We start from the raw sequence: 18,997 nt of genomic DNA, 5'->3' as shown, positions 1-18,997 counted from the left end.
TGTTCATTACGATGTGTAGTAATCACTTAGTAGCCACGTTCAATTGCTGATTTTCAAATGGCATGATATAGGGAGGATTTACGTTATGGAACCCAAGAAAACGCCACGCGTACTGCAAAAAAACATCGAATTTTTCACCGCGGCGCTATCTCAACACCTCGTTTCGGTCTGGCAAGAGGACCCTACAGGTGTATACTGTGAGATTGGCTGTGGATATATCGAGTTATTCAGTAGCGAGATGATTCGGGTGCGCAATCAAGATGGAACCCCAAGCCATTATGACCGCAATATCACCATGTTTCAGTTAATCACGAAGGATCAGCCGATATAATTATTATATGCTATGCCTGCGCTGTTCTTCCAGATTAGAATTGTTTTATATTACAATTACCGATTTTGATATCTGCTGAATCTTGCAGATTTTCCAAAAAGCGCCTCAGAGCGCTTTTTTTGTCGACCTTTTTTTGAACATCGTTTCGAAAAGCAGTATGATAAGGGAGCATATTACCTAAATTTAAAGGGGAATCAACCGATGGAGCATACAACATCAGATGGGCGCATCCTGGTTATGACCGCGGTTGAAGCCGAACGGGAAGCTGTACTGCGGGGTCTGAAAGGCGATACCCGTTTTGTGGTCGAGCTGGCTGGCGTGGGCGCACCATCCGCAGCGGCTTCAACCGCGCTAGCATTGGCGGCAGCTGGTGACTATCGTCTGGTCATCAGCGCCGGAATCGGTGGCGGCTTCGTCGAGGTCGCTGCACTGGAGAGCGTCGTTGTTGCTGACGCGATCATTGCCGCCGACCTGGGAGCAGAAACGGCAGAGGGCTTCAGCAGCGTGGACGAGCTGGGTTTCGGCTCAAGCCGAATTGCCGTGAACGTTGCCACCGCGCAGCGATTCGTTCAGGCGTTGCGTGCCGCTGGACAGACGGCTGTCGCGGGGCCGATCCTGACCGTTTCCACAGCCACCGGTACGGCGGCAACAGAGGAACGGCTGGCCAAACGCGTTCCCGGAGCTACTGCCGAAGCGATGGAAGGCTACGGCGTGGCCGTGGCGGCAAATAGGCTAGAACTACCGACGATGGAAATCCGCACGATTTCCAATGCTGTCGGTCCACGTGACCGTGCAGCCTGGCGGATCAAAGAGGCTTTGCAAGCGTTGGAAGCCGCATTTTCTACATTAACGGAGGTTATATAGATGCAAATTGCTTTTTCACCTTGTCCCAACGACACTTTTGTCTTCCATGCCCTGGCGCATGGATTGATTCCAGACGCACCCGCGCTGGACATTACATTTGCCGATATCGACATCACCAACAATCTGGCGATCACACCAGACGGACTGGATATCATGAAAATTTCGTATGCTGCACTCCCTTGGGTGCTGGATGAATACGCCCTGCTGCCTTGCGGAGGCGCACTGGGCCGGGGGTGTGGTCCGCTCGTGCTGACCAAGGAAGGTTCCGGCGTCGAAGGTCCGGAAGCCCTGTCCGGCAAGCGTGTAGCCGTTCCGAGTGAACGTTCCACTGCCTATCTGCTGTTCCGCCTGTGGGCAGCCAAGCATGTGCCTGGGGGTGTCGGCGAGATCGTCGTGATGCCGTTCGACCAAATCATGCCTGCTGTCCGTGACGGGGAGATAGATGCCGGGCTGGTCATTCATGAAGCACGGTTCACGTATCCGTCCTACGGACTTAGTAAGCAAGTCGATCTGGGGAACTGGTGGGAAGAAGATACAGGGCTGCCGATCCCGCTCGGAGCCATTATTGCCCGCCGTACGCTGGATTTGGATGCGATCACAAACTGGATACGTGCCTCTGTCGAATACGCTTGGAAGCATCCAGAAGCTTCGCGTGAATATGTATTGTCTCATGCGCAGGAGCTTTCACCCGATGTCGCCCAATCGCATATCGACCTATATGTTAACGATTTTACCGCCAATCTGGGCGACAGCGGATATGCCGCCATCGAAGCTTTGCTCGGTCGCGCAGCGCAGGAAGGGCTGGTACCTTCGTTTGATTTAGCCCAACTGCGCCCTACTTCCACAACAACACGTTAAAAGGAACAGACATGCCATGCATGTTTTCCTGCTGAATAGATTAGTTTAAACATATAAAACCTCCCGAACGAGCACATGGCCTAGCCATGCGCCCCATTCGGGAGGTTTTATCATTTCATATGGCGAATCCACATTCGGACTCGCTTGATCCTTATTCTTAGTTCTGTTCCTGCTCCACAACCTCGGTCTTAAATACGTTATCCAATTTGGTACCCAATCTTTTGACCAGTGGTACCTTGATATCCCGGCTCAGCTCCTTGAAAAAAGCGTCCATGTCACAATTAATCTTATCCAACACGACCTTTACGGTGCCCTCTGCCAAGATCTGCTCATTCAGATCCTCCGGTACGGTAACCGAGATATCATACTTCTTGCTTAACGTTTTAATGTAGCGGGTAAAGATTTCGATAAGCTCCTCATTGTTGAACTTCTCAACTGCAACTTGCCCTTTGTTGGTAAATTTCAAATTCACTCTCACGTTAGCATTTCCCCTTTTCCTTTTGACCATTTATTTTGGATAAACGTTGAACCTTTCAGAGGCTCTTCAAAGAAAGGGCCTTACCGGTCGTTTTAGACTCTTGTCCTTTGATATACTAAGTATAACACATTAAGGCCGTTTTCATTTCCCAACTTGTCGTTTTATGATAAAAAATGATACAATTTGCGCATTTTCAGCATAAATTCTTTCTTTTCATGCCAATCATTAGAAATAGTTTATACACAAATACACAAAAAAACGCCTATCTCGCAAAAGAAAGACGTTTCCGTATAGATGCTTAAGTGGTATGCATTTACAGAGGTTTCGTACATTCCCAACCGTGTGAACGATACTCACGCACAGCGTCTCGTATATCCTCAATATCATCAGAATGCAGCAAAACGGCAGGTAGAATTGCCCAATACTCATTCTCCGCTAGATCAATAAATACGTCCTCGACATCGTAATATTGCATATCGCCAAATGCCATATCCCTGATTTTCTGTCCAACCAAAGGTGTAAACTGGGAATCAAATGTTTTCATTACCTTCGTATATTCCTTCACGCCCGTTGCCGAGATCTGCTGTGAAATAATGACGCTCAATGATGTTACCTCCCTGACCTAATAATGCTCATTATACCCTTCTCTCAGACCTTCTACAAAACCTTGTGCAAAATCTTGTGCAAAAAAAATCATAAAAATTAATAGTCCAATACCAATAGCTACGGAGCTGATTACGATAATGAAGATACCCTGCGTGTCTCTTTGTTCCATCTTTTTAGTCAAAATTCCGAAAACAAGACCTATGATCCCCAACAAGCCTCCAACGACAAAAAAACTAAATACGAACCCCAAACCTGCAAAAATCCAGCCAAATAGAGCGAGCACCCAGCCCTGCGGCTGTGGCTCACTCTGTTTCATCTGCCAGCGTTCCCTCGCTGTAGGTGTATATCTGTCCATTCCTTCTCCCCCGCATCATCTGTAAAACCCAACATCGGAATAACATCTGATATAGCATCTAGTGGAGAAATAAAATACGCTAAGGCTCCGAATGCTACCCCTTTGGCATAAAGAGGCGTTTCAGGATCTATCGCACAATAGTACATAGCCACCGCATCCTTCACAAAGGGAACTTTTCCAGCCGTGGACTTCACCTTGTTGAAAAATCCCTTTTTCACCTGTTCTTCCTGTTTTGGATCATACTTGGCTTTGGTTACGTCAAAATCCTTCATAGGTTCCTCCTATTGCTGACCGGTGAGTTTGAAAGTGCCACCTTCCCGCTTACCAAGCGGATAATTTTGAACCGTCATTTCCACTTTCGTGTTCTTATCCCATACCGGAAGCTTGTCAGATGTACCGTACCCTTTCATAGCTATGTTTATGACTTCCTCCGCCTTCTTCGTCAATGCAGCAGAGGACATATTATATTTACCATAACCTTGATAAGCACCGCCAAAACCGAGATTAGGTTGATTGTTCACATTCAGTAGCACACCCTTCAACGTGCCATCTTCTGTTACATCAAAAGTCACTTTTTCCAATACAAAATCATCGGTGACGACAGATGTCTGCTCTAACATATGCGTTATGGCTGACAGGTTTGCTGTTAATCTAACTCGTTCCAGTAGCGCCGCTGTATCGTTTTGTTGCTTCGTTAATGCTTGTGTTGTCTTATTTAGTGAAGCGTTCGCACTAGTTAAAGTATTTACCTTCGTATTCAGATTATAATTCCATACCCCCAAGGCTATACATCCTAGTACGGCTACTCCTGAAATGACTGTTGCTACAACTGCGAGCTTACGAACAGAATGTGGTTGCGGCTCCAGAGACTGAGTATGACTGCTTAATTCTCCCATACCAAACTTCCTCTCTACTTATATAGTCATATTTTACTATCCCCCTCTCTGATAATCTAGTATATTTTTCCTAATTCCATATTTCTATGCATTTGTACAGGAATTCGTTTCATCAGCCTTTGAGCTTCGGTTCTTTCGTTTTCCGGGAGATGGTGTATTTACCAGATACACACTGCCTGCAATCAGCACCAGCCCCACAACAAACGTCAAAGTAAGTGATTCCTTGAGCATTACCATACTAAAGACCGTCGACAACACCGGTATCATAAACGTATAGGAGCCGACGGTTCCCGCATCTCCGTTGTCGATTAGTTTAAAATAAATCATCCAGCCCATCGCAATCACGAATATCGAAATAAACAATAAAATTGCGATAAAGGAGGTCGTCCAGTGAATATCGCTCCATTTCTCAGTCGTAAATCCAATGCCATTGAGTATAATCCCTCCCAAAACGAGCTGCATCGTCACCGCCCAAATGGAATCCAACTGTTGGCTTTTTTTCTTCATATAAATCGTTCCGAGCGCCCAGCACAGTCCTGAAGCTAGCCCCAACACAATGCCCAGTACCGACAAATGCCCTGCCATTCCACCAGAGCTAATCACAATCACCCCGCCAAAACCCAGCACCAGTCCAATGACCTTCAGGGGAAACATACGCTCCCCCAACCACATCCAGGAGAATAATCCCAACAGGATCGGCTGAAGGAATACTAAAGTGGAAAATAACCCAGCAGGCAAATAACGCAACCCTACCGTCTGCAAGCCATAGTAGCCTGCAATATTAAATATGGCCAGCACCAGATAAGTCCACCCATTCTGTCTAAAGCGTAAGGTTTCCCGGTGACGCATAGCGAACAACAGCAGAATCACACCACCCAGTAGGGTACGGAGTCCTGAAAAAAATATCGGCGGGGTATCTGGCAAAGCCAGCTTGGTCAACGGCCAGTTGATCCCCCATACCATCACTAATATCAAGACAAGCCACAGCGTAGCTTTAGGTGTTAATTTTTTCATAGATGTCTTCTCTCCCTTAGATTTATCGCTCATTGCTTTACGTCTACAATCTGAATAGCCGTTTGCAAAGTTTTGCTTTACTAGCGTATACTGTGGTCACTAATAAATAAAATGAATATTTTCAATAAGGGAGATAACTTTTCACTTATGACCATTACTCAAATTATGATCTTCGTTCGCGTAGCTGAAACACTAAACTTCACCCAAACTGCCCATGAGCTGCATATGACGCAGCCCGCGGTCAGCCATGCCATCGCCAGCATCGAAAACGAACTGGATGTCCAGCTATTGCTGCGCGACCGAAAAAAAGGAGTGCTTCTGACCGATATCGGGCACAAGGTACTGCTGCAATTCCGCATGATGCTGCAAAGCATGGAAAAGGTACAGCAGCAGGTGGCTGCTGAAAAAGGTCTAGACGTGGGCACGATCACGATCGGTGCCTTTCCTTCTGCCTCAGCCTATTTTCTGCCCCCGATTATTCATCATATTCGTCAGCATTATCCGAACCTTGTTTTCGATCTACATGAAGGCTCCACGAATGAAGTCAAGGAGTGGGTGCATACCAGAGAAATCGAGGCGGGTATCATCCTGTTGCCAGACCCTCAGGTAGATGTAATCCCATTATGTCAGGATGACATGGTTATTCTCCTGCCAGACGGTCACCCTTTGCAATCGCACAATAAAATCGCCATTCGAGACTTGAATCAGCAGGATATGATCTTTTGTAAAGGTGGACATGAGGTCGCCATTATGGAAGGTTTTGAACGCGAGCAAAGTCAGTTGCAGGCACAGTTCATTACTCATAATATCAGCACCTTGGTCAGCATGGTTCGACAGGGACTAGGTATGGGTATTGTCTCTTCACTCGCCTTGTCCACGTTCCCCCATGATCTGACCGTCAAGGAGACTTCACCTCTGATCACACGCCAAATCGGTATCGCTGTACCATCCCTGCATAATGCTTCACTTGCTGTACAGTTATTTGTGCGCACCGCGCAGGAGCTTTTTACGGATTCGAAGCAGTAGAAGCATTGGATCATGATCATAAGGAGGTCTATTCATATGCAGAGAAATCAAATCATTCGACCAAATAGCTAAATTTCTAACCTATTTAGTAGCTACACAACTACAAGAACACACAGGCAAGGCTCCAGTTGTTGTTTTAGAAGTTGTGGCTGAAATCGGAGTTGCGAGACAATTCGTGGGGCCGAAACAATTGGTTGCCTATACTGGACTACGACAAAGAGCAAATCAAAAATTAAAGGTCTATTAAGAAATGAAAAAGAAAGAAGACAAGCCTTACAAGGTAGCTGGGATCGCCTGCGCCAACAAGCTTATACATTACATATAATACATTAATTCCACCGGTATATTATTCTAGTGCGGCGGGTAACCTATATGCCGAATACCTGCAATTTTTAAACTAGGAGGGTTTTGCATGAATGGCCATCTCGTTATTTTGATCAGAAGTTTTTCAGCATTTTTTATCCTAATGATAATTGGGAGAATATTAGGGAAGCAAACCCTTTCCAATATGAACTTTCATGAATTCGTAACGGCAGTTATATTAGGAGCTATGGCTGCTAACTTTGCATTTAACGAAAAAATAGAAGTTATCCACCTATTAATAGCCCTGTCCGTTTTTACAATTACTTCTTATGTTTTGGCCAAGCTTTTTTTGAAATTCAGAAACTTTAAGATGTGGACAGAAGGAGCACCCACCGTTCTCATAGAAGGAGGGCTCATTCTCGAAGATAACTTAAAAAAAAATAATATGACATTGGATTCTTTAAATCAGCAGCTTCGCCAGAAAGAAATTTTTAATATAGAGGAAGTGGGGTACGCCCTCCTTGAGATTAACGGAAAACTATCTGTTCAAAAGAAAAAGGAACTGCAAGCCGTGACATTAAAAGACCTGCAGTTGAATGCAGGTAATGCCACACAGTTCCCAATTGAGCTTATAATCGACGGACAGCTTTTGCATGGCAATTTAAACTCCAATCATATTTCCGAATCATGGCTGCTGTCTCAACTAAAGGCACGCGACAAAAAGTTAGAGGACGTATTCTATGCCGTTAAAGGCAGCAACGGCCAACTCTATGTGGATGAATATAAGGATAAAATCCATCATCCAATTGATGTGGAGTAGTATTGACTTTCGGTCAATAGTTACCTAAGATTCAACGTAATCAGATAATTGTATTTAGCAGCGTGCTTAAGCTCATCCAATATGATACCGTACACTGTGTCCTTATAAATGCCAGCAGGCAAACCAAACCAGATGTTGCGATACCGTTCCACCGCACCCAACTCTCCCATCAAGGCGCGCTGTAGACCTTCTGTATAGGATTGCACCCTCTCATATTGCTCACTACTAATTCCTGAAATTTCCTGTCCTGTCAAAGCCCGATACATCTCTCTGAACATTTTATTGTGGCCGCGCTCATCGTTACGGATACTTTCAATAATAGCCACCTGCTCTTGTGAGGGAGCCAAATTGATCAATTCATCGTAGAACAACTCATCGTTACGCTCCCCTTGTACCGCTTCCTTTATCATTTGTACTGCTTTCGGAAATCCTGTGTTCCAGATAGGTACAAAATTGGCACGCATATAGTATGAATTTCCCCAGTAAGAAGGTACTTGATACAAGTTTATCTCCTCCCGATGTTAGTTTTTAGAAAAATATATGCGCATCTGCCCATGTCGGTTCCTAACATTAGGAAAATATACTGATGATAGCTAACACCGGGGAAGAACTCACTAAAAAATCAATTACAATTTGTGTCCTAGTTGAAAGTGCTGCATCTATTGCTTCCCGATAATAAAAAGCACCTATTAATGTCCATACTGCTTGTTTCAAGGTTGATACGGGTATGCAAGCTATAAGCTACAGAGAAATAGACGTGGGAATCCTTGACAAACATTAGCTGGTTTTCTTGTGTTAATATGGTCTACTAAAAAATAAAAAAGAGTTTTCCATAAACGGAAAACTCTTTCGCACTTTAAACAATCTGCTTCTATATTTTCTTCAATGTCGGACCAATCCACCAGCCAAATCATCCCATCGCCAAGAAACCTCATGTCCATGGAGATGCAGCCCCCCAAACCACTCGTCGATCCCTTGAACTGCAATACGGTCCACTGATCCATTCAGTACCTCATTACCCAACTCTGTCAGAACTACCTTTCGGTTCAGAAAATCCGGAATTTGTCTAAAATCCAAGCCGGCCTCATTCCCGTCAATGATCAGCAAAGGATGTTCGCCTTGAGCCAAAGCACGAATAAATTTCCAGTATTCGAGATCACCCATGCCAAGCACATGCAGGACGTCAGTTACCTGACGAAACAATTCCAATGGCGTATTCACTCCATTATGAACGGCCTGAAGCGTGGTCTGTTCCACAATGCCAAGACCATTCCACTCCGAGGGCAACCGCTTGAGATGTGCTGTGAAAGCTTCATAGGCAAAGGGCAAGCCGGATGCTGCCAATTCTGCCTTCTTGTCTTCCAGCAGATTAGCCATTTGAGTAGGATCAGGAGAAGCGTACGCCTGCCAAAGCTCGCTTCCGAGCTCCATTTCTTGCCGTTCAATAGTTCGCCAGGTCCCGGATAATGTCTGAAGCTGTGCCGGAGTGAGCTGTCCCAGACCATGAAACCGTTCGATTCCCGGAAACTCCCCAATACAGAGCAGGCTCAGCTTCGTGCGGCCCAGTTTCTGTCTCTTGAACCAGTGGAGCAGATAGGCGAGCATGCTCTGATCAAACAGGTCATGCTCAAACCACAACACGACTTCATCATACTTAATAAATTCACGAAGTTTCTGCTCTTGTTCCTCACAACCCGTAATATATTCGTTGGTCGGAATACCCATCGTTTCTTCCAAGACCCGGGCCCGCAATGCCCGTTCTTCCGCCCCCGCTGGATTTGCAAATATCGGTCCTGCCGGATATACCTCTCTCCATACAAGCACATCACCCTGTACAACACCCTGCTTCAACATCTCACCTACAACATCACCGTTAACAATATGTAGCATGTTTTGCCCTCCCTCATACAAATGATTGAACACGGAAACGAGGTCGGCTACCGGGAGTGTACCTTTCAACTTTCGGCGGGCATCGTGCAGCCGCTTCTTAAGCGTCGGGACCGGAGTGCCCAGATAATCGGAAATTTCCTGCAGAGAGTAGCCGTAAAAATAAAACAATCGCAGAGGCACGCGCAGCTTGGCAGACAGTGCCTTCACCGATTGTTGCAGAACTTGGCTCTCCTCTCTACGCTCCGCAATTTCTGCCAAACCCGGTACTCCTCCCGATACCTGCACAGCTTCATCCAGAGGAAGCACCGAATGATGCTTGCGCCGCAGCATCCGCTGACACTGTCTTACGACAATGGTCTTGAACCAGCCTGGAAAAGCGGACGGGGTCTGCAGCTTCTCCAGATTCTGATAAGCCTCTATGAACGCATCCTGCACGGCATCTTCCGCGAGATGGACATCCTTCAGCATGTCATAGGACACGGCATATGCCATTCCGCGAAAATGCAGCATCAGCTGCCCGAACGCTTCCGCGTTCCCTTGCCGCGCCTTTTCAACCCACTCCCTCATACGTTCCTAGCCTCTTTTCTTTCGTGTTCTTAATCTTAAGTGCCAACTCCGTGGGGGAAGGTTACAAATCATATGATGAAAAAATGAAATGATTGATAAATAGCGTCACTGAACACAGCTGTACACAGCAACCATATTAACAGATTCTTTCTCAAAAGAAGCATAATGTAGCTACAGGTTGTTGGTTTTCAATAGAAATATATCATCCTTTATTTTTTACGAGGTTAAGTTCAATATGACTTCGACCATGTAGCCATAGCAGTTCATCCAGTAAAAACGCCAATCCATCCTTACTACGCAAACGCTCGATCAGTTCTGTAACGACTTCCAAAATCTCACGCTGTACATTGTTCGCTAGTTGGAGACCCCCACTTTCCCCATCCACATAAAGATGTGGATGATCCGGTTGTTCTACCTTTCGTACATGTCGCAGACACAATATCCCATGTTCAAGATAAAAGAAATAGCTACGATCATACAGAACTCCCTCAAATAATTCATACATATGAGGGTCATCATCAGGTCCATATGTCATGGTAACTCTTTTTAAGCCAACTGGATTGCTCATATATACTTTCACCCCCTCAGAATTCAATTGTAAATTCCTATACTTGAAATTTTAGTGAAGTAAAACTCTAATTTAAATAATGTAAACTTTTTATTCGACAAGTCCTGGAGGTTTGTATGCAATACTGTAATTTATATATAAGAAGTCGTTCATTAAATACATTCGCAAATGGTATATATACCAAGTTAACTTCTATTATATTAATGAGGTACTCATAGTATATGTTTTGAATTTTTATAATTAAAATGGAGAGTGATACGATGGATTTTATAAAATCTATTTACACAAAACAAAACGTAAATAGCTCAGTACTCTTTTTTGCATTTTTAGTTCTATATAGTGTTTTTTCGGAGATTGAAATTAAACCAATAGTTCTCTTACTTTTTACAGTTGTATTTGCGTTTTTTAATGCCCTGAGTAAATTGGTCCAATCCATACGTAGTGATAATGATCTTAAGTAAAGTAATCTTTACATATTAAAAAGACCTCCAGGACGAATATAGTACGTGACTATACCGTTCTGGAGGTCTTGATTTACATTTTCGAATTGCTAACACCCCATCATGAAGGTTTGCAGACAATTCATTTTCATTGTACCTTTTAAACTATCTTAACAAGGCTCTTCGTTCGGTTTTCCGGCATCCGTAGCCGTACGGAAGCTTGAACCGCAGCCGCATGTAGCTACAGCATTCGGATTATGAATCGTGAAGCCGCCTGACATTCCAGACTCTTCAAAGTCGATTTCCAAACCGTCCAGGTAGCGGATGCTTTCCTTTTCCACTACAATCTTCATATCCTGTACGTTCATATATATATCCTGATCCGTCTCGTTGTCGTCAAAGCCCATTGCATACGAAAATCCGGTACAACCGCCCGGCGTAACACCCAGACGCAAAAACATATTCGGCGTTTCCTGCTGCTCCAGCATATCCTTCAAACGCTCAGCAGCGGAATCGGTGATGTTAATCATAGCTCCATCCTCCTCTTTTACTTCATGTTCTCCTTCAGTATACTCCACTATTTGCAGGTGCTCAAGTCATGGAATGTCCTTCCCTTACAGGCTTAAAGACCTGTTTTTCTATTCGTTTGTATTGAACACCGGTGGTGTGAGGTTTATAATAGGTGAAGAGTGTGTAAAAGAAACTGTCGGAAATTTGTCATTTCAAAGGCGATATTTTGAGACATTCATCATTGTAGCCTGGCATTGTAACATTTTTCACATATCGTATATCCGCGCTGCCGGATTCTTACCGACGGAACGGGACATCCTGTGCGCACCTAGCGCTTGTGCCGCTGATTTGGCGGACAGCCTCGCACAGAGCAACTTGAAGGAGGAATAGGCATGTCCACATTAGTTACACCTTTTACAGACCGCAGAATGGCGGAAATTGTAGAAAAGGTACAGAACGGTATTCGTTTGAACCTTGAAGACGGTATATATTTGTATGAAACTGACGATATCCTCACACTGGGTCAGTTGGCTAACGAAGCTAATTTACGCAAGAACGGAAAAAAGGTTTATTTTATCGAAAACATGAGCCTGTACTTCACCAATGTATGCGAAGCGCGCTGCGCGTTCTGCAATTTCCGCAAGGATCAGGGGGAGGACGGCTCTTATACGTTGTCCGGGCAGGAAATGATTGATTATGTAGAGCAACACATCCATCCGGGGGTAAGAGAATTTCATATCGTCGGTGGTCATAATAATCATGTGCCTTTCCAATACTATGTAGACTCATTGAAGGCACTGAATGAAAAGTATCCTCACGTTACACTGAAAGCTTACACTGCAGCGGAAATTGACTTTTTCACACGCATAAGCGGCTTGAGTATTAAAGAAGTGCTTGAGGAGCTGCAAAAGGCTGGACTTCAATCCCTGACTGGTGGTGGCGCGGAAATCTTGTCCGACGAATATCGGAAGAAGATGCGTGTTACGAAAGCCAACGTGGACCGCTATCTCGAAGTACATCGCACGGCCCACAATCTCGGCATGAAAACTCATACGACTATGCTGTACGGTTCGGTCGAATCGTATCAGGATCGTATTGAACATATGCTGCAAATTCGTGAATTGCAGGACGAAACGAACGGATTTATGGTATTTATTCCATTGTCCATGCAGCCGAAAAGCAAAAACGCCAACATCATGCGCCGTAACTCCGCTTACGAGGATCTCAAAACCATTGCGATCAGCCGCCTGATGCTGGACAATATCGACCATGTCAAAGCTTACTTCATTAATATTGGCCCGCAATTGACACAGGTCGCTCTCACCTTTGGCGCATCAGACGTCCATGGCACGATTGTGCGTGAGCAGATCAGCCATGCCGCAGGTGCGTTAACCCCTGCCGGATTGACCCGTAAAGAGCTGATCTGGCTGGTCAAAGGTGCCGGACGCATACCTGTAGAACGGGACACCTTCTATAACGAAATCGAAGTTTTCGAATAAATGTAATATCGGATTCAGATTTCCCGCGAGCATTTCATCCCCATTACTCACACCATGCAGCATCATGCTGCCTCGGAATACGCTGGTCTGCCTGCCAAAGGCAGGCCCGATTCTCGGGTTTTATAACAACAAAAACTTGTGTTAGATCGATAAGACACCAGACCATTTGCCGGGGACACGGAAGCGAAAGGAAGGCGGATTTTGATGAAAAATTTCGTTATTCTGGGGGGCGGCTATGGCGGCCTTACCATTGCCAAAGAATTGCTGGATAAACATATTCCCGACGATGTTCAAGTTATTTTAGTGGATCGAATGCCCTTTCAGGGGTTGAAAACAGAGTACTATGCCCTCGCGGCAGGTACGGTTTCTGATTTTGATTTGCGGGTGCATTTTCCAGATGAACAACGTCTTATTCGCAAATACGGAGAAGTCACCTCGATGGATCTAGAGAATAAAATTGTCCATTTTCAAGACGGTGAACCCTTGCCCTATGACCAGCTTGTCATTGCGTTGGGTTGTACCGACCGCTTTCACAATACACCAGGGGCTGAAGAACACAGCTGTACGATCCAGTCGTTTAACCATACTCGCCAAACCTATCTGCGCTTGAACGAAATCAAGCCATATGGACATGTCCATATTGTAGGCGGCGGTCTTAGCGGTGTTGAGATTGCTGCGGAGTTACGTGAAAGCCGCACGGATTTGAATATTACCATTATGGATCGGGGCGAGCGGGTGCTGTCGGCATTCCCGCAACGTTTGTCTGCCTATGTACATGCTTGGTTCAAGGAGCATCAGGTAAATGCGCTGAATCATGTTGCGGTTTCCCGTATTGAGCCGGGGGCTATTTATAACCGTGACGAGCAAATTGTAACGGATGCAGTGGTATGGACGGCTGGGATTCAGCCGGTAAAAATCGTGCAGGATTTAGCCGTCCCTAAAGACCCTCAGGGTCGTATCGTGCTCAACGAGTATTATCAAATACCAGATCATCCTGAGGTGTATGTGGTCGGAGACTGTGCGAGCCTTCCCTACTCTCCAAGCGCTCAGGCAGCAGAAGTGCAAGGGGAGCAAATCGCACACATTGTACGCGACCTGTGGAAAGGCCAAACGCCTCACCCGCATCCTTTAAAGCTGCGCGGTACATTAGGCGCACTTGGCAAGAAGGCCGGGTTCGGCTATGGCTTTATGGGCAGTACCTCATTGCGCGGACGAGTACCACGCCTGCTTAAAAGCGGCGTGCTCTGGAAGTCCAAACGCCATTTTGGCTAAACGTATGCTAAACAAAGAAGACCCGCTCTCAGAGCAGGTCTTCTTTGTTTCTTGAGTGTTTGCATCATGTATATTCTCTACAGAAAGGAGCTGGCTAACAGAGCCTTTCAATCCAAATCTAGGTTATCCCATGCTTCAGCTTCCTTAATTTTGTTCATAATCACTTCGTACAGAAGCTCTGCTGAATCTGCGGATACAATCTCGCCGTTGACCATCGCATAGGGTTCGGCGTTGCACTGACCGCAATTGCTTAGGCAGCCGTATTCAATCACATCATAATCTGGATTCTGTTCCAGCTTGGACATGATCTCATCGGTACCCCAATGCATATTACTGGTGCAAAACTCAATAATAGGTCTTAACATTTTTTCACCTGCTTTGGATGACGGGCATTTTAATTTGGCCCGCTTTGTAATATAATAATAAGGGTATAGGAAAGGAGTTGAATTCTAATGAGCGAAACACAAAGCGTTCAAATGTATGATGAAGTAGCTGATGTACTGGATAAGCTCCGTCCGTTCCTGCAACGCGATGGTGGCGACGTTGAGCTGGTTGACGTTGAAGACGGCATCGTTAAGCTGAAGCTGGTAGGCGCTTGCGGCAGTTGCCCAAGTTCCACAATCACGCTGAAAGCAGGGATTGAACGCGCTCTTCTCGAAGAAGTCGACGGCGTCCAAGAAGTGGTACAAGTATTCTAATGCTTGATGCATAATGATCATGAGAGTCTTGACTTCGGTAACGAAGCTCAAGACTCTTTTTTGTATTACAGCGTCTGAAGGATCACTTAAGCTTATATGGTTGGCCGAATGGGATCTAAACCTCCCGATACATCCATAATATTGCCTGTTATAAAATCCGAATGCTCCTCACATAAATAGGCGATCACTCGTGCAATGTCCTCTCCGCTCCCCGGACGTCCACGCGGTGTCTCTTTATCCTGCATGCCGATGACATCGGCGATTGACATTTCCTTATTTGCTCCTCGGATATCCCCTGGACAGATCATATTGACCGTAATGCCATAAGGAGCTTCCTCCACAGCCAATGACTTCGTAAAAGACACCAGCCCCACCTTGGCGGCTGCGTAGACGGCGCGATGCGGCCAAGCCCTCGCTTCTCCAGCATGACCAAAGCCAAAATGAATAATACGTCCCCATTGCTGGCTACGCATGTGAGGCAATACCAAATGATCCAGCAGCATGGTACCAACCAGATTTCCTTGTATCATGGCATGAATCTCAGCTACACTGTAATCCGCAAACAGACGGCGTTCCCGGATGAACGGTCCGGCATTGTTCACCATAATATCGACTCCACCCAGCCGATCCTGTACTTCACCAATCAGCCTCGTGATATCTTCCTGAACAGAGATATCCCCTTGTAAAGACAGGCAGCGTACTCCCTTAGACTCAATCACCCGCTTAAGCGCTTCGGCTTCTGCTTGGCTATGCACATAATTTAGCGCAATATTACAGCCTTCATCCGCCAGACGCAAAGCGGTCGTTTTACCTAAACCTTTGGCACTGCCGGTTATGAATGCGACTTTATCTCTCAACAATTTTCCTCCTGTTCACAGAGAACGGTCACCCCCAAGTATAAAATATTTAAGCTTCCCCTACAACTCCATCCAAAAAGAAACCCCAGTCCTCTTGTTCAAGAGAATCTGGGGTTTGCGTGCAATGCGTTCTCGTTCCCTGCTTAAAATGCCGGGATAATTGCGCCTTGGTATTTATCTTCAATGAATTTTTTAGTTTCTGGAGATTGCAAAGCTTTAAGCAACTTCTGAATCGCTTCGGAATCTTTATTATCAGGACGTGCTACCAGAACGTTAGCATATGGAGAATCCTTGTCTTCCAGTGCCAGTGCATCCTTCGTAGGGTTCAGCTTCGCTTCCAGAGCGTAGTTCGTGTTGATCAACGCAATGTCTACTTCAGGCAACTGACGTGGCAGCATAGCCGCTTCCAAAGTCTTGAATTCCAAATTTTTCGGATTCTCTGTAATATCTTTCACCGTGGATTCAATGTTTCCTTCGTCTTTCAACTTAATCAGACCTTGCTTTGATAACAGCAGCAAAGCACGGCCTCCGTTTGTCGCATCGTTCGGAATGGCTACAGTTGCGCCATCTGGGATTTCATCAAGCTTTTTATATTTTTGGGAGTAGATACCGAATGGCTCCAAATGAACTGCGCCCACAGAAACCAGATCCATTTTGCGCTCTTTGTTCATCACATCCAGGTAAGGTACATGTTGAAAGAAGTTAGCATCCAGTTGCTTGTCAAACAATTGTACGTTCGGCTGTACATAGTCGTTAAACTGAACGACTTGGAGACGAACCCCTTCTTTTTCCAACTGAGGCTTGATCGCTTCCAAAATTTCCGCATGCGGCACAGGAGAAGCTCCAATTTTCAGCTCCACTTCACGTGGTGATCCACCTGTATTTTCGGTCGCATTGTTTGTATCCGATGTTGTGCTCTTTGTACCGCAAGCCGCCAGCACCGCAATTAATGTCAAGCTTAATACAGCCAATACCCATTTCTTCATGTTATTACCCCTCCAATAATTTGTAATATTCAGGAGCAGACGTCCTGATTAATAAGGATATCTATATGTTTTCCCTATTTTCGAGTATAATGCCGCACGAGACGATCTCCCGCCATTTGCAGCAATTGTACCAATACGACCATCAGCACGACCGCAACGATCATGACAGCCGTTTCATAACGATAATAGCCGTAGTTGATAGCCAGTGTACCCAGTCCACCGCCCCCGATCATCCCGGACATTGCCGTGTAGGATACGAGTGTAACGACGGTAATAGTTAATGCAGCGAGCAGACCCGGAAGTGCCTCACGTAACAGCACACGCCGGATAATTTGTCCTGTCGAGGCACCCATCGCTTGTGCGGCTTCAATGACACCCTTGTCCACTTCACGCAGAGACGTTTCGACAAGACGTGCGAAGAATGGGGCAGCCCCGATAACCAACGGCGGAATGGTTCCCAGCACCCCGGTCGAGGTACCTACCAGCGATCGTGTAAAAGGAATAAGTGCAACGATCAAAATGATAAAGGGTACGGAACGTAAAATGTTAACGATGAATGATAATACAATGTATATCACCTTCATCAGAGTTAACGAGGAGCGACTCGCCAGAAACAATAATATGCCAAGCGGCAAACCAATAATGAGGGTGAACAATGCGGATGCTCCGAGCATCTGAAGGGTTTCCAGAGTAGAATTCCCTAGCTCATCCCAACTCACTTGTGAAAAATCAAGTTCGCTCATTGTCCGATCACCTCCACATCAAGTCCTTGCCCAGACACTTCGCGCAGCGTATGCTCTATATCTTCATGGTTTCCTTCAAAACGAACGATCAGCTGTCCATAGGGTACATTTTTAATCGTAGATATGGTTCCCTGCAAGATCGCAAAATCAACACCAGTGCTTCGAGCCGTACGCGATAGAATCGCATCATATGTTTTACTGCCCAAGAAGGAGATACGTACCACCTGCGCCGACTCGCCGCCACCTGCTGCCGCAATCGCTGCTTGCAACTCCTCGGGATGTTCTGACTCCCGTTGGATAAAGTCCTTTGTTACCTGGTGCTGTGGCTTCAAAAATACTTCCGCCACTGGGCCTTGCTCCACGATGTCGCCCTGATGAATGACGCCAACTCGATCACAAATGCTTTGAATGACATGCATTTCATGTGTAATCAGCACGATGGTTAAATTAAAGCGCTGATTAATATCCAACAGCAATTTCAGGATAGACCCCGTCGTTTGCGGATCAAGCGCAGAAGTCGCTTCGTCACACAGCAATACATGAGGATCACTAGCCAGCGCCCGTGCAATTCCTACCCGCTGCTTCTGTCCACCTGAGAGCTGTGACGGATACTTTCCACTGTGTTCTTCCAGACCCACCAGTTCCAGCAGCTCACGAACTTTCATGTCCAGCTTTTCCCTGGGAGTGTTCACCAACCGCAAAGGAAATGCAATATTGTCATACACCGTTGCCGAAGATAACAAATTAAAATGCTGAAAAATCATTCCGATTTTTCGACGTTGCTTCTGTAACTGGGATTGACTCACAGTAGCGAGGTTTACCCCGTCTACCCATACTTCACCTGAAGTAGGGCGTTCCAATAAATTAATACAGCGGATCAATGTACTTTTCCCCGCCCCGGAGTGACCAATCACTCCGAATATTTCTCCACGCTTTATAGAAAGATTCAACCCAGATAGCGCATTAACGCGTCGGTTGCCTTTGCCATAATGCTTGGTTAACTGCTTAAGCTCTATCAACGTGCTGCGACCCCCTTCACTTCTTCCTTACCCTTTAACCAGTTGTCATCTCTCAGAATTGTATAAAATCGCTATTTATTTATACAAAAAAGAGCCCCTTTCACAGAATGAAAAGGGCCCCACCTTGCGAACCTTTTCTCATCTGCCAAAATCGCTATAACTCTAGCGGTTTTGTAGGAATTAGCACCATCATGTTCCCTCCCAGTGTATTACACCGGGAAAGAACGGGTTGCCGGGCTTCATCGGGCCAGTCCCTCCACCTCTCTGGATAAGAAAAATATGTTAAACTCCAGCTTTAGCTGTCCGTTAAGTTTATATAAAAAAACATAATTCAAGCATTTTTCTGAAACTAGGTTTCAGTATAGATAGTTTACATTGCTTTGTCAAAGGATATTTT

Annotated in this window: 24 protein-coding genes and 1 riboswitch; of the genes, 9 read left to right on the top strand and 15 right to left on the bottom strand. The window is 45.6% G+C overall.

Translation table 11 applies throughout. The features are described from left to right. Positions 1-85 precede the first annotated feature (85 nt). The 3 genes from G9G54_RS18070 to G9G54_RS18060 all read left to right on the top strand — a co-directional run bounded on the left by G9G54_RS18070 (position 86) and on the right by G9G54_RS18060 (position 2,053). Positions 86-331, top strand: a complete 246-nt coding sequence (locus G9G54_RS18070) for a hypothetical protein (protein ID WP_007431922.1) — start codon at positions 86-88, stop codon at positions 329-331. Positions 332-532: 201 nt separating this feature from the next. Further along, entirely contained in the window at positions 533-1,195 is a 663-nt protein-coding gene (locus tag G9G54_RS18065; protein ID WP_165179087.1) for a futalosine hydrolase, read from the top strand. Further along, positions 1,196-2,053 carry a 1,4-dihydroxy-6-naphthoate synthase gene (locus tag G9G54_RS18060; RefSeq protein ID WP_165179086.1) on the top strand — a complete coding sequence of 286 codons (858 nt, stop codon included), beginning with the start codon at positions 1,196-1,198 and terminating at the stop codon, positions 2,051-2,053. A gap of 157 nt (positions 2,054-2,210) precedes the next feature. Here G9G54_RS18060 and G9G54_RS18055 read toward each other — a convergent pair whose 3' ends face one another. From G9G54_RS18055 to G9G54_RS18030, 6 genes are all read right to left on the bottom strand, one after another. Beyond that, entirely contained in the window at positions 2,211-2,531 is a 321-nt protein-coding gene (locus tag G9G54_RS18055) for a hypothetical protein (protein WP_014277849.1), read from the bottom strand. Between the two features lie 313 nt (positions 2,532-2,844). Continuing rightward, positions 2,845-3,135, bottom strand: a complete 291-nt coding sequence (locus G9G54_RS18050) for a hypothetical protein (RefSeq protein ID WP_165179085.1) — start codon at positions 3,133-3,135, stop codon at positions 2,845-2,847. Between the two features lie 18 nt (positions 3,136-3,153). Beyond that, positions 3,154-3,492: a hypothetical protein gene (locus tag G9G54_RS18045; protein WP_165179084.1), complete on the bottom strand. Its 339-nt coding sequence runs from the start codon at positions 3,490-3,492 to the stop codon at positions 3,154-3,156. Beyond that, positions 3,450-3,764 carry a YkvA family protein gene (locus G9G54_RS18040; RefSeq protein ID WP_165179083.1) on the bottom strand — a complete coding sequence of 105 codons (315 nt, stop codon included), beginning with the start codon at positions 3,762-3,764 and terminating at the stop codon, positions 3,450-3,452. The genes G9G54_RS18045 and G9G54_RS18040 overlap by 43 nt, the downstream gene beginning before the upstream one ends. Before the next feature lie 9 nt (positions 3,765-3,773). Then, positions 3,774-4,388 (bottom strand): hypothetical protein, encoded by a 615-nt coding sequence (locus G9G54_RS18035; protein WP_165179082.1) that lies wholly within the window; start codon positions 4,386-4,388, stop codon positions 3,774-3,776. An 84-nt stretch (positions 4,389-4,472) separates the two neighbouring features. After that, positions 4,473-5,402, bottom strand: a complete 930-nt coding sequence (locus G9G54_RS18030) for a DMT family transporter (RefSeq protein WP_165179081.1) — start codon at positions 5,400-5,402, stop codon at positions 4,473-4,475. 147 nt (positions 5,403-5,549) lie between these two features. On the opposite strand from G9G54_RS18030, the gene G9G54_RS18025 reads away from it, so the two are divergent. From G9G54_RS18025 to G9G54_RS18015, 3 genes are all read left to right on the top strand, one after another. After that, a complete protein-coding gene (locus G9G54_RS18025) occupies positions 5,550-6,428 on the top strand; it encodes a LysR family transcriptional regulator (protein WP_069290331.1) in 879 nt (292 codons plus the stop codon). A 34-nt stretch (positions 6,429-6,462) separates the two neighbouring features. Beyond that, on the top strand, positions 6,463-6,675 hold the full coding sequence (locus tag G9G54_RS26055; RefSeq protein WP_165179243.1) for a transposase: 213 nt from the start codon (positions 6,463-6,465) through the stop codon (positions 6,673-6,675). Positions 6,676-6,840: 165 nt separating this feature from the next. Next, on the top strand, positions 6,841-7,551 hold the full coding sequence (locus tag G9G54_RS18015; protein WP_160789069.1) for a DUF421 domain-containing protein: 711 nt from the start codon (positions 6,841-6,843) through the stop codon (positions 7,549-7,551). 20 nt (positions 7,552-7,571) lie between these two features. Here G9G54_RS18015 and G9G54_RS18010 read toward each other — a convergent pair whose 3' ends face one another. The 4 genes from G9G54_RS18010 to G9G54_RS17995 form a co-directional block, all read right to left on the bottom strand. Beyond that, entirely contained in the window at positions 7,572-8,015 is a 444-nt protein-coding gene (locus tag G9G54_RS18010; protein ID WP_160789073.1) for a ferritin-like domain-containing protein, read from the bottom strand. A gap of 418 nt (positions 8,016-8,433) precedes the next feature. Then, entirely contained in the window at positions 8,434-10,008 is a 1,575-nt protein-coding gene (locus tag G9G54_RS18005) for a sigma-70 family RNA polymerase sigma factor (protein WP_165179080.1), read from the bottom strand. Between the two features lie 202 nt (positions 10,009-10,210). Continuing rightward, positions 10,211-10,576, bottom strand: a complete 366-nt coding sequence (locus G9G54_RS18000) for a hypothetical protein (RefSeq protein ID WP_165179079.1) — start codon at positions 10,574-10,576, stop codon at positions 10,211-10,213. Positions 10,577-11,186: 610 nt separating this feature from the next. Continuing rightward, a complete protein-coding gene (locus tag G9G54_RS17995) occupies positions 11,187-11,546 on the bottom strand; it encodes a HesB/IscA family protein (protein ID WP_013311832.1) in 360 nt (119 codons plus the stop codon). Positions 11,547-11,918: 372 nt separating this feature from the next. On the opposite strand from G9G54_RS17995, the gene mqnE reads away from it, so the two are divergent. After that, on the top strand, positions 11,919-13,025 hold the full coding sequence (mqnE, locus tag G9G54_RS17990) for an aminofutalosine synthase MqnE (RefSeq protein ID WP_029518225.1): 1,107 nt from the start codon (positions 11,919-11,921) through the stop codon (positions 13,023-13,025). A 204-nt stretch (positions 13,026-13,229) separates the two neighbouring features. Then, positions 13,230-14,297 (top strand): NAD(P)/FAD-dependent oxidoreductase, encoded by a 1,068-nt coding sequence (locus G9G54_RS17985; protein WP_023990178.1) that lies wholly within the window; start codon positions 13,230-13,232, stop codon positions 14,295-14,297. Between the two features lie 107 nt (positions 14,298-14,404). Here the strand turns inward: G9G54_RS17985 and G9G54_RS17980 are convergent, their stop codons facing one another. Next, positions 14,405-14,662, bottom strand: a complete 258-nt coding sequence (locus tag G9G54_RS17980; RefSeq protein WP_023990179.1) for a YuzB family protein — start codon at positions 14,660-14,662, stop codon at positions 14,405-14,407. Between the two features lie 87 nt (positions 14,663-14,749). Here G9G54_RS17980 and G9G54_RS17975 point away from each other — a divergent pair, with 87 nt between their 5' ends. Next, entirely contained in the window at positions 14,750-14,995 is a 246-nt protein-coding gene (locus tag G9G54_RS17975) for a NifU family protein (RefSeq protein WP_013311836.1), read from the top strand. A 92-nt stretch (positions 14,996-15,087) separates the two neighbouring features. On the opposite strand, the gene G9G54_RS17970 is transcribed toward G9G54_RS17975, so the two are convergent. The 4 genes from G9G54_RS17970 to G9G54_RS17955 all read right to left on the bottom strand — a co-directional run bounded on the left by G9G54_RS17970 (position 15,088) and on the right by G9G54_RS17955 (position 18,600). Further along, on the bottom strand, positions 15,088-15,852 hold the full coding sequence (locus tag G9G54_RS17970; RefSeq protein WP_025723586.1) for an SDR family oxidoreductase: 765 nt from the start codon (positions 15,850-15,852) through the stop codon (positions 15,088-15,090). Between the two features lie 143 nt (positions 15,853-15,995). Continuing rightward, positions 15,996-16,838 (bottom strand): MetQ/NlpA family ABC transporter substrate-binding protein, encoded by an 843-nt coding sequence (locus tag G9G54_RS17965; protein WP_165179078.1) that lies wholly within the window; start codon positions 16,836-16,838, stop codon positions 15,996-15,998. Between the two features lie 74 nt (positions 16,839-16,912). Further along, the gene (locus tag G9G54_RS17960) at positions 16,913-17,581 is read right to left on the bottom strand and encodes a methionine ABC transporter permease (protein ID WP_023990182.1); all 669 of its coding nucleotides are present in this window, start codon (positions 17,579-17,581) and stop codon (positions 16,913-16,915) included. After that, on the bottom strand, positions 17,578-18,600 hold the full coding sequence (locus tag G9G54_RS17955; RefSeq protein ID WP_053326058.1) for a methionine ABC transporter ATP-binding protein: 1,023 nt from the start codon (positions 18,598-18,600) through the stop codon (positions 17,578-17,580). Before G9G54_RS17955 ends, G9G54_RS17960 begins: the two co-directional genes overlap by 4 nt. A 135-nt stretch (positions 18,601-18,735) precedes the next feature. Further along, positions 18,736-18,875: riboswitch (SAM riboswitch) on the bottom strand. Positions 18,876-18,997: the final 122 nt, after the last annotated feature.

The organism is Paenibacillus sp. EKM212P, assembly GCF_011066115.1.
Classification (GTDB): Bacteria; Bacillota; Bacilli; order Paenibacillales; family Paenibacillaceae; genus Paenibacillus; species Paenibacillus polymyxa_B.
Note: the sequence above shows the minus strand (reverse complement) of the source record. Positions and strands in the feature narration are given on the sequence as shown.

Coding starts and splice junctions, on each gene's coding strand:
- G9G54_RS18025 (WP_069290331.1), top strand. CDS start 5,550: ATGACCATTACTCAAATTATGATCTTCGTTCGCGTAGCTGAAACACTA.
- G9G54_RS17965 (WP_165179078.1), bottom strand. CDS start 16,838: ATGAAGAAATGGGTATTGGCTGTATTAAGCTTGACATTAATTGCGGTG.
- G9G54_RS18015 (WP_160789069.1), top strand. CDS start 6,841: ATGAATGGCCATCTCGTTATTTTGATCAGAAGTTTTTCAGCATTTTTT.
- G9G54_RS18070 (WP_007431922.1), top strand. CDS start 86: ATGGAACCCAAGAAAACGCCACGCGTACTGCAAAAAAACATCGAATTT.
- G9G54_RS18010 (WP_160789073.1), bottom strand. CDS start 8,015: ATGCGTGCCAATTTTGTACCTATCTGGAACACAGGATTTCCGAAAGCA.
- G9G54_RS18060 (WP_165179086.1), top strand. CDS start 1,196: ATGCAAATTGCTTTTTCACCTTGTCCCAACGACACTTTTGTCTTCCAT.
- G9G54_RS18030 (WP_165179081.1), bottom strand. CDS start 5,402: ATGAAAAAATTAACACCTAAAGCTACGCTGTGGCTTGTCTTGATATTA.
- G9G54_RS17995 (WP_013311832.1), bottom strand. CDS start 11,546: ATGATTAACATCACCGATTCCGCTGCTGAGCGTTTGAAGGATATGCTG.
- G9G54_RS17975 (WP_013311836.1), top strand. CDS start 14,750: ATGAGCGAAACACAAAGCGTTCAAATGTATGATGAAGTAGCTGATGTA.
- G9G54_RS18045 (WP_165179084.1), bottom strand. CDS start 3,492: ATGGACAGATATACACCTACAGCGAGGGAACGCTGGCAGATGAAACAG.
- G9G54_RS17985 (WP_023990178.1), top strand. CDS start 13,230: ATGAAAAATTTCGTTATTCTGGGGGGCGGCTATGGCGGCCTTACCATT.
- mqnE (WP_029518225.1), top strand. CDS start 11,919: ATGTCCACATTAGTTACACCTTTTACAGACCGCAGAATGGCGGAAATT.
- G9G54_RS17960 (WP_023990182.1), bottom strand. CDS start 17,581: ATGAGCGAACTTGATTTTTCACAAGTGAGTTGGGATGAGCTAGGGAAT.
- G9G54_RS18065 (WP_165179087.1), top strand. CDS start 533: ATGGAGCATACAACATCAGATGGGCGCATCCTGGTTATGACCGCGGTT.
- G9G54_RS18035 (WP_165179082.1), bottom strand. CDS start 4,388: ATGGGAGAATTAAGCAGTCATACTCAGTCTCTGGAGCCGCAACCACAT.
- G9G54_RS18000 (WP_165179079.1), bottom strand. CDS start 10,576: ATGAGCAATCCAGTTGGCTTAAAAAGAGTTACCATGACATATGGACCT.
- G9G54_RS18005 (WP_165179080.1), bottom strand. CDS start 10,008: ATGAGGGAGTGGGTTGAAAAGGCGCGGCAAGGGAACGCGGAAGCGTTC.
- G9G54_RS17980 (WP_023990179.1), bottom strand. CDS start 14,662: ATGTTAAGACCTATTATTGAGTTTTGCACCAGTAATATGCATTGGGGT.
- G9G54_RS18040 (WP_165179083.1), bottom strand. CDS start 3,764: ATGAAGGATTTTGACGTAACCAAAGCCAAGTATGATCCAAAACAGGAA.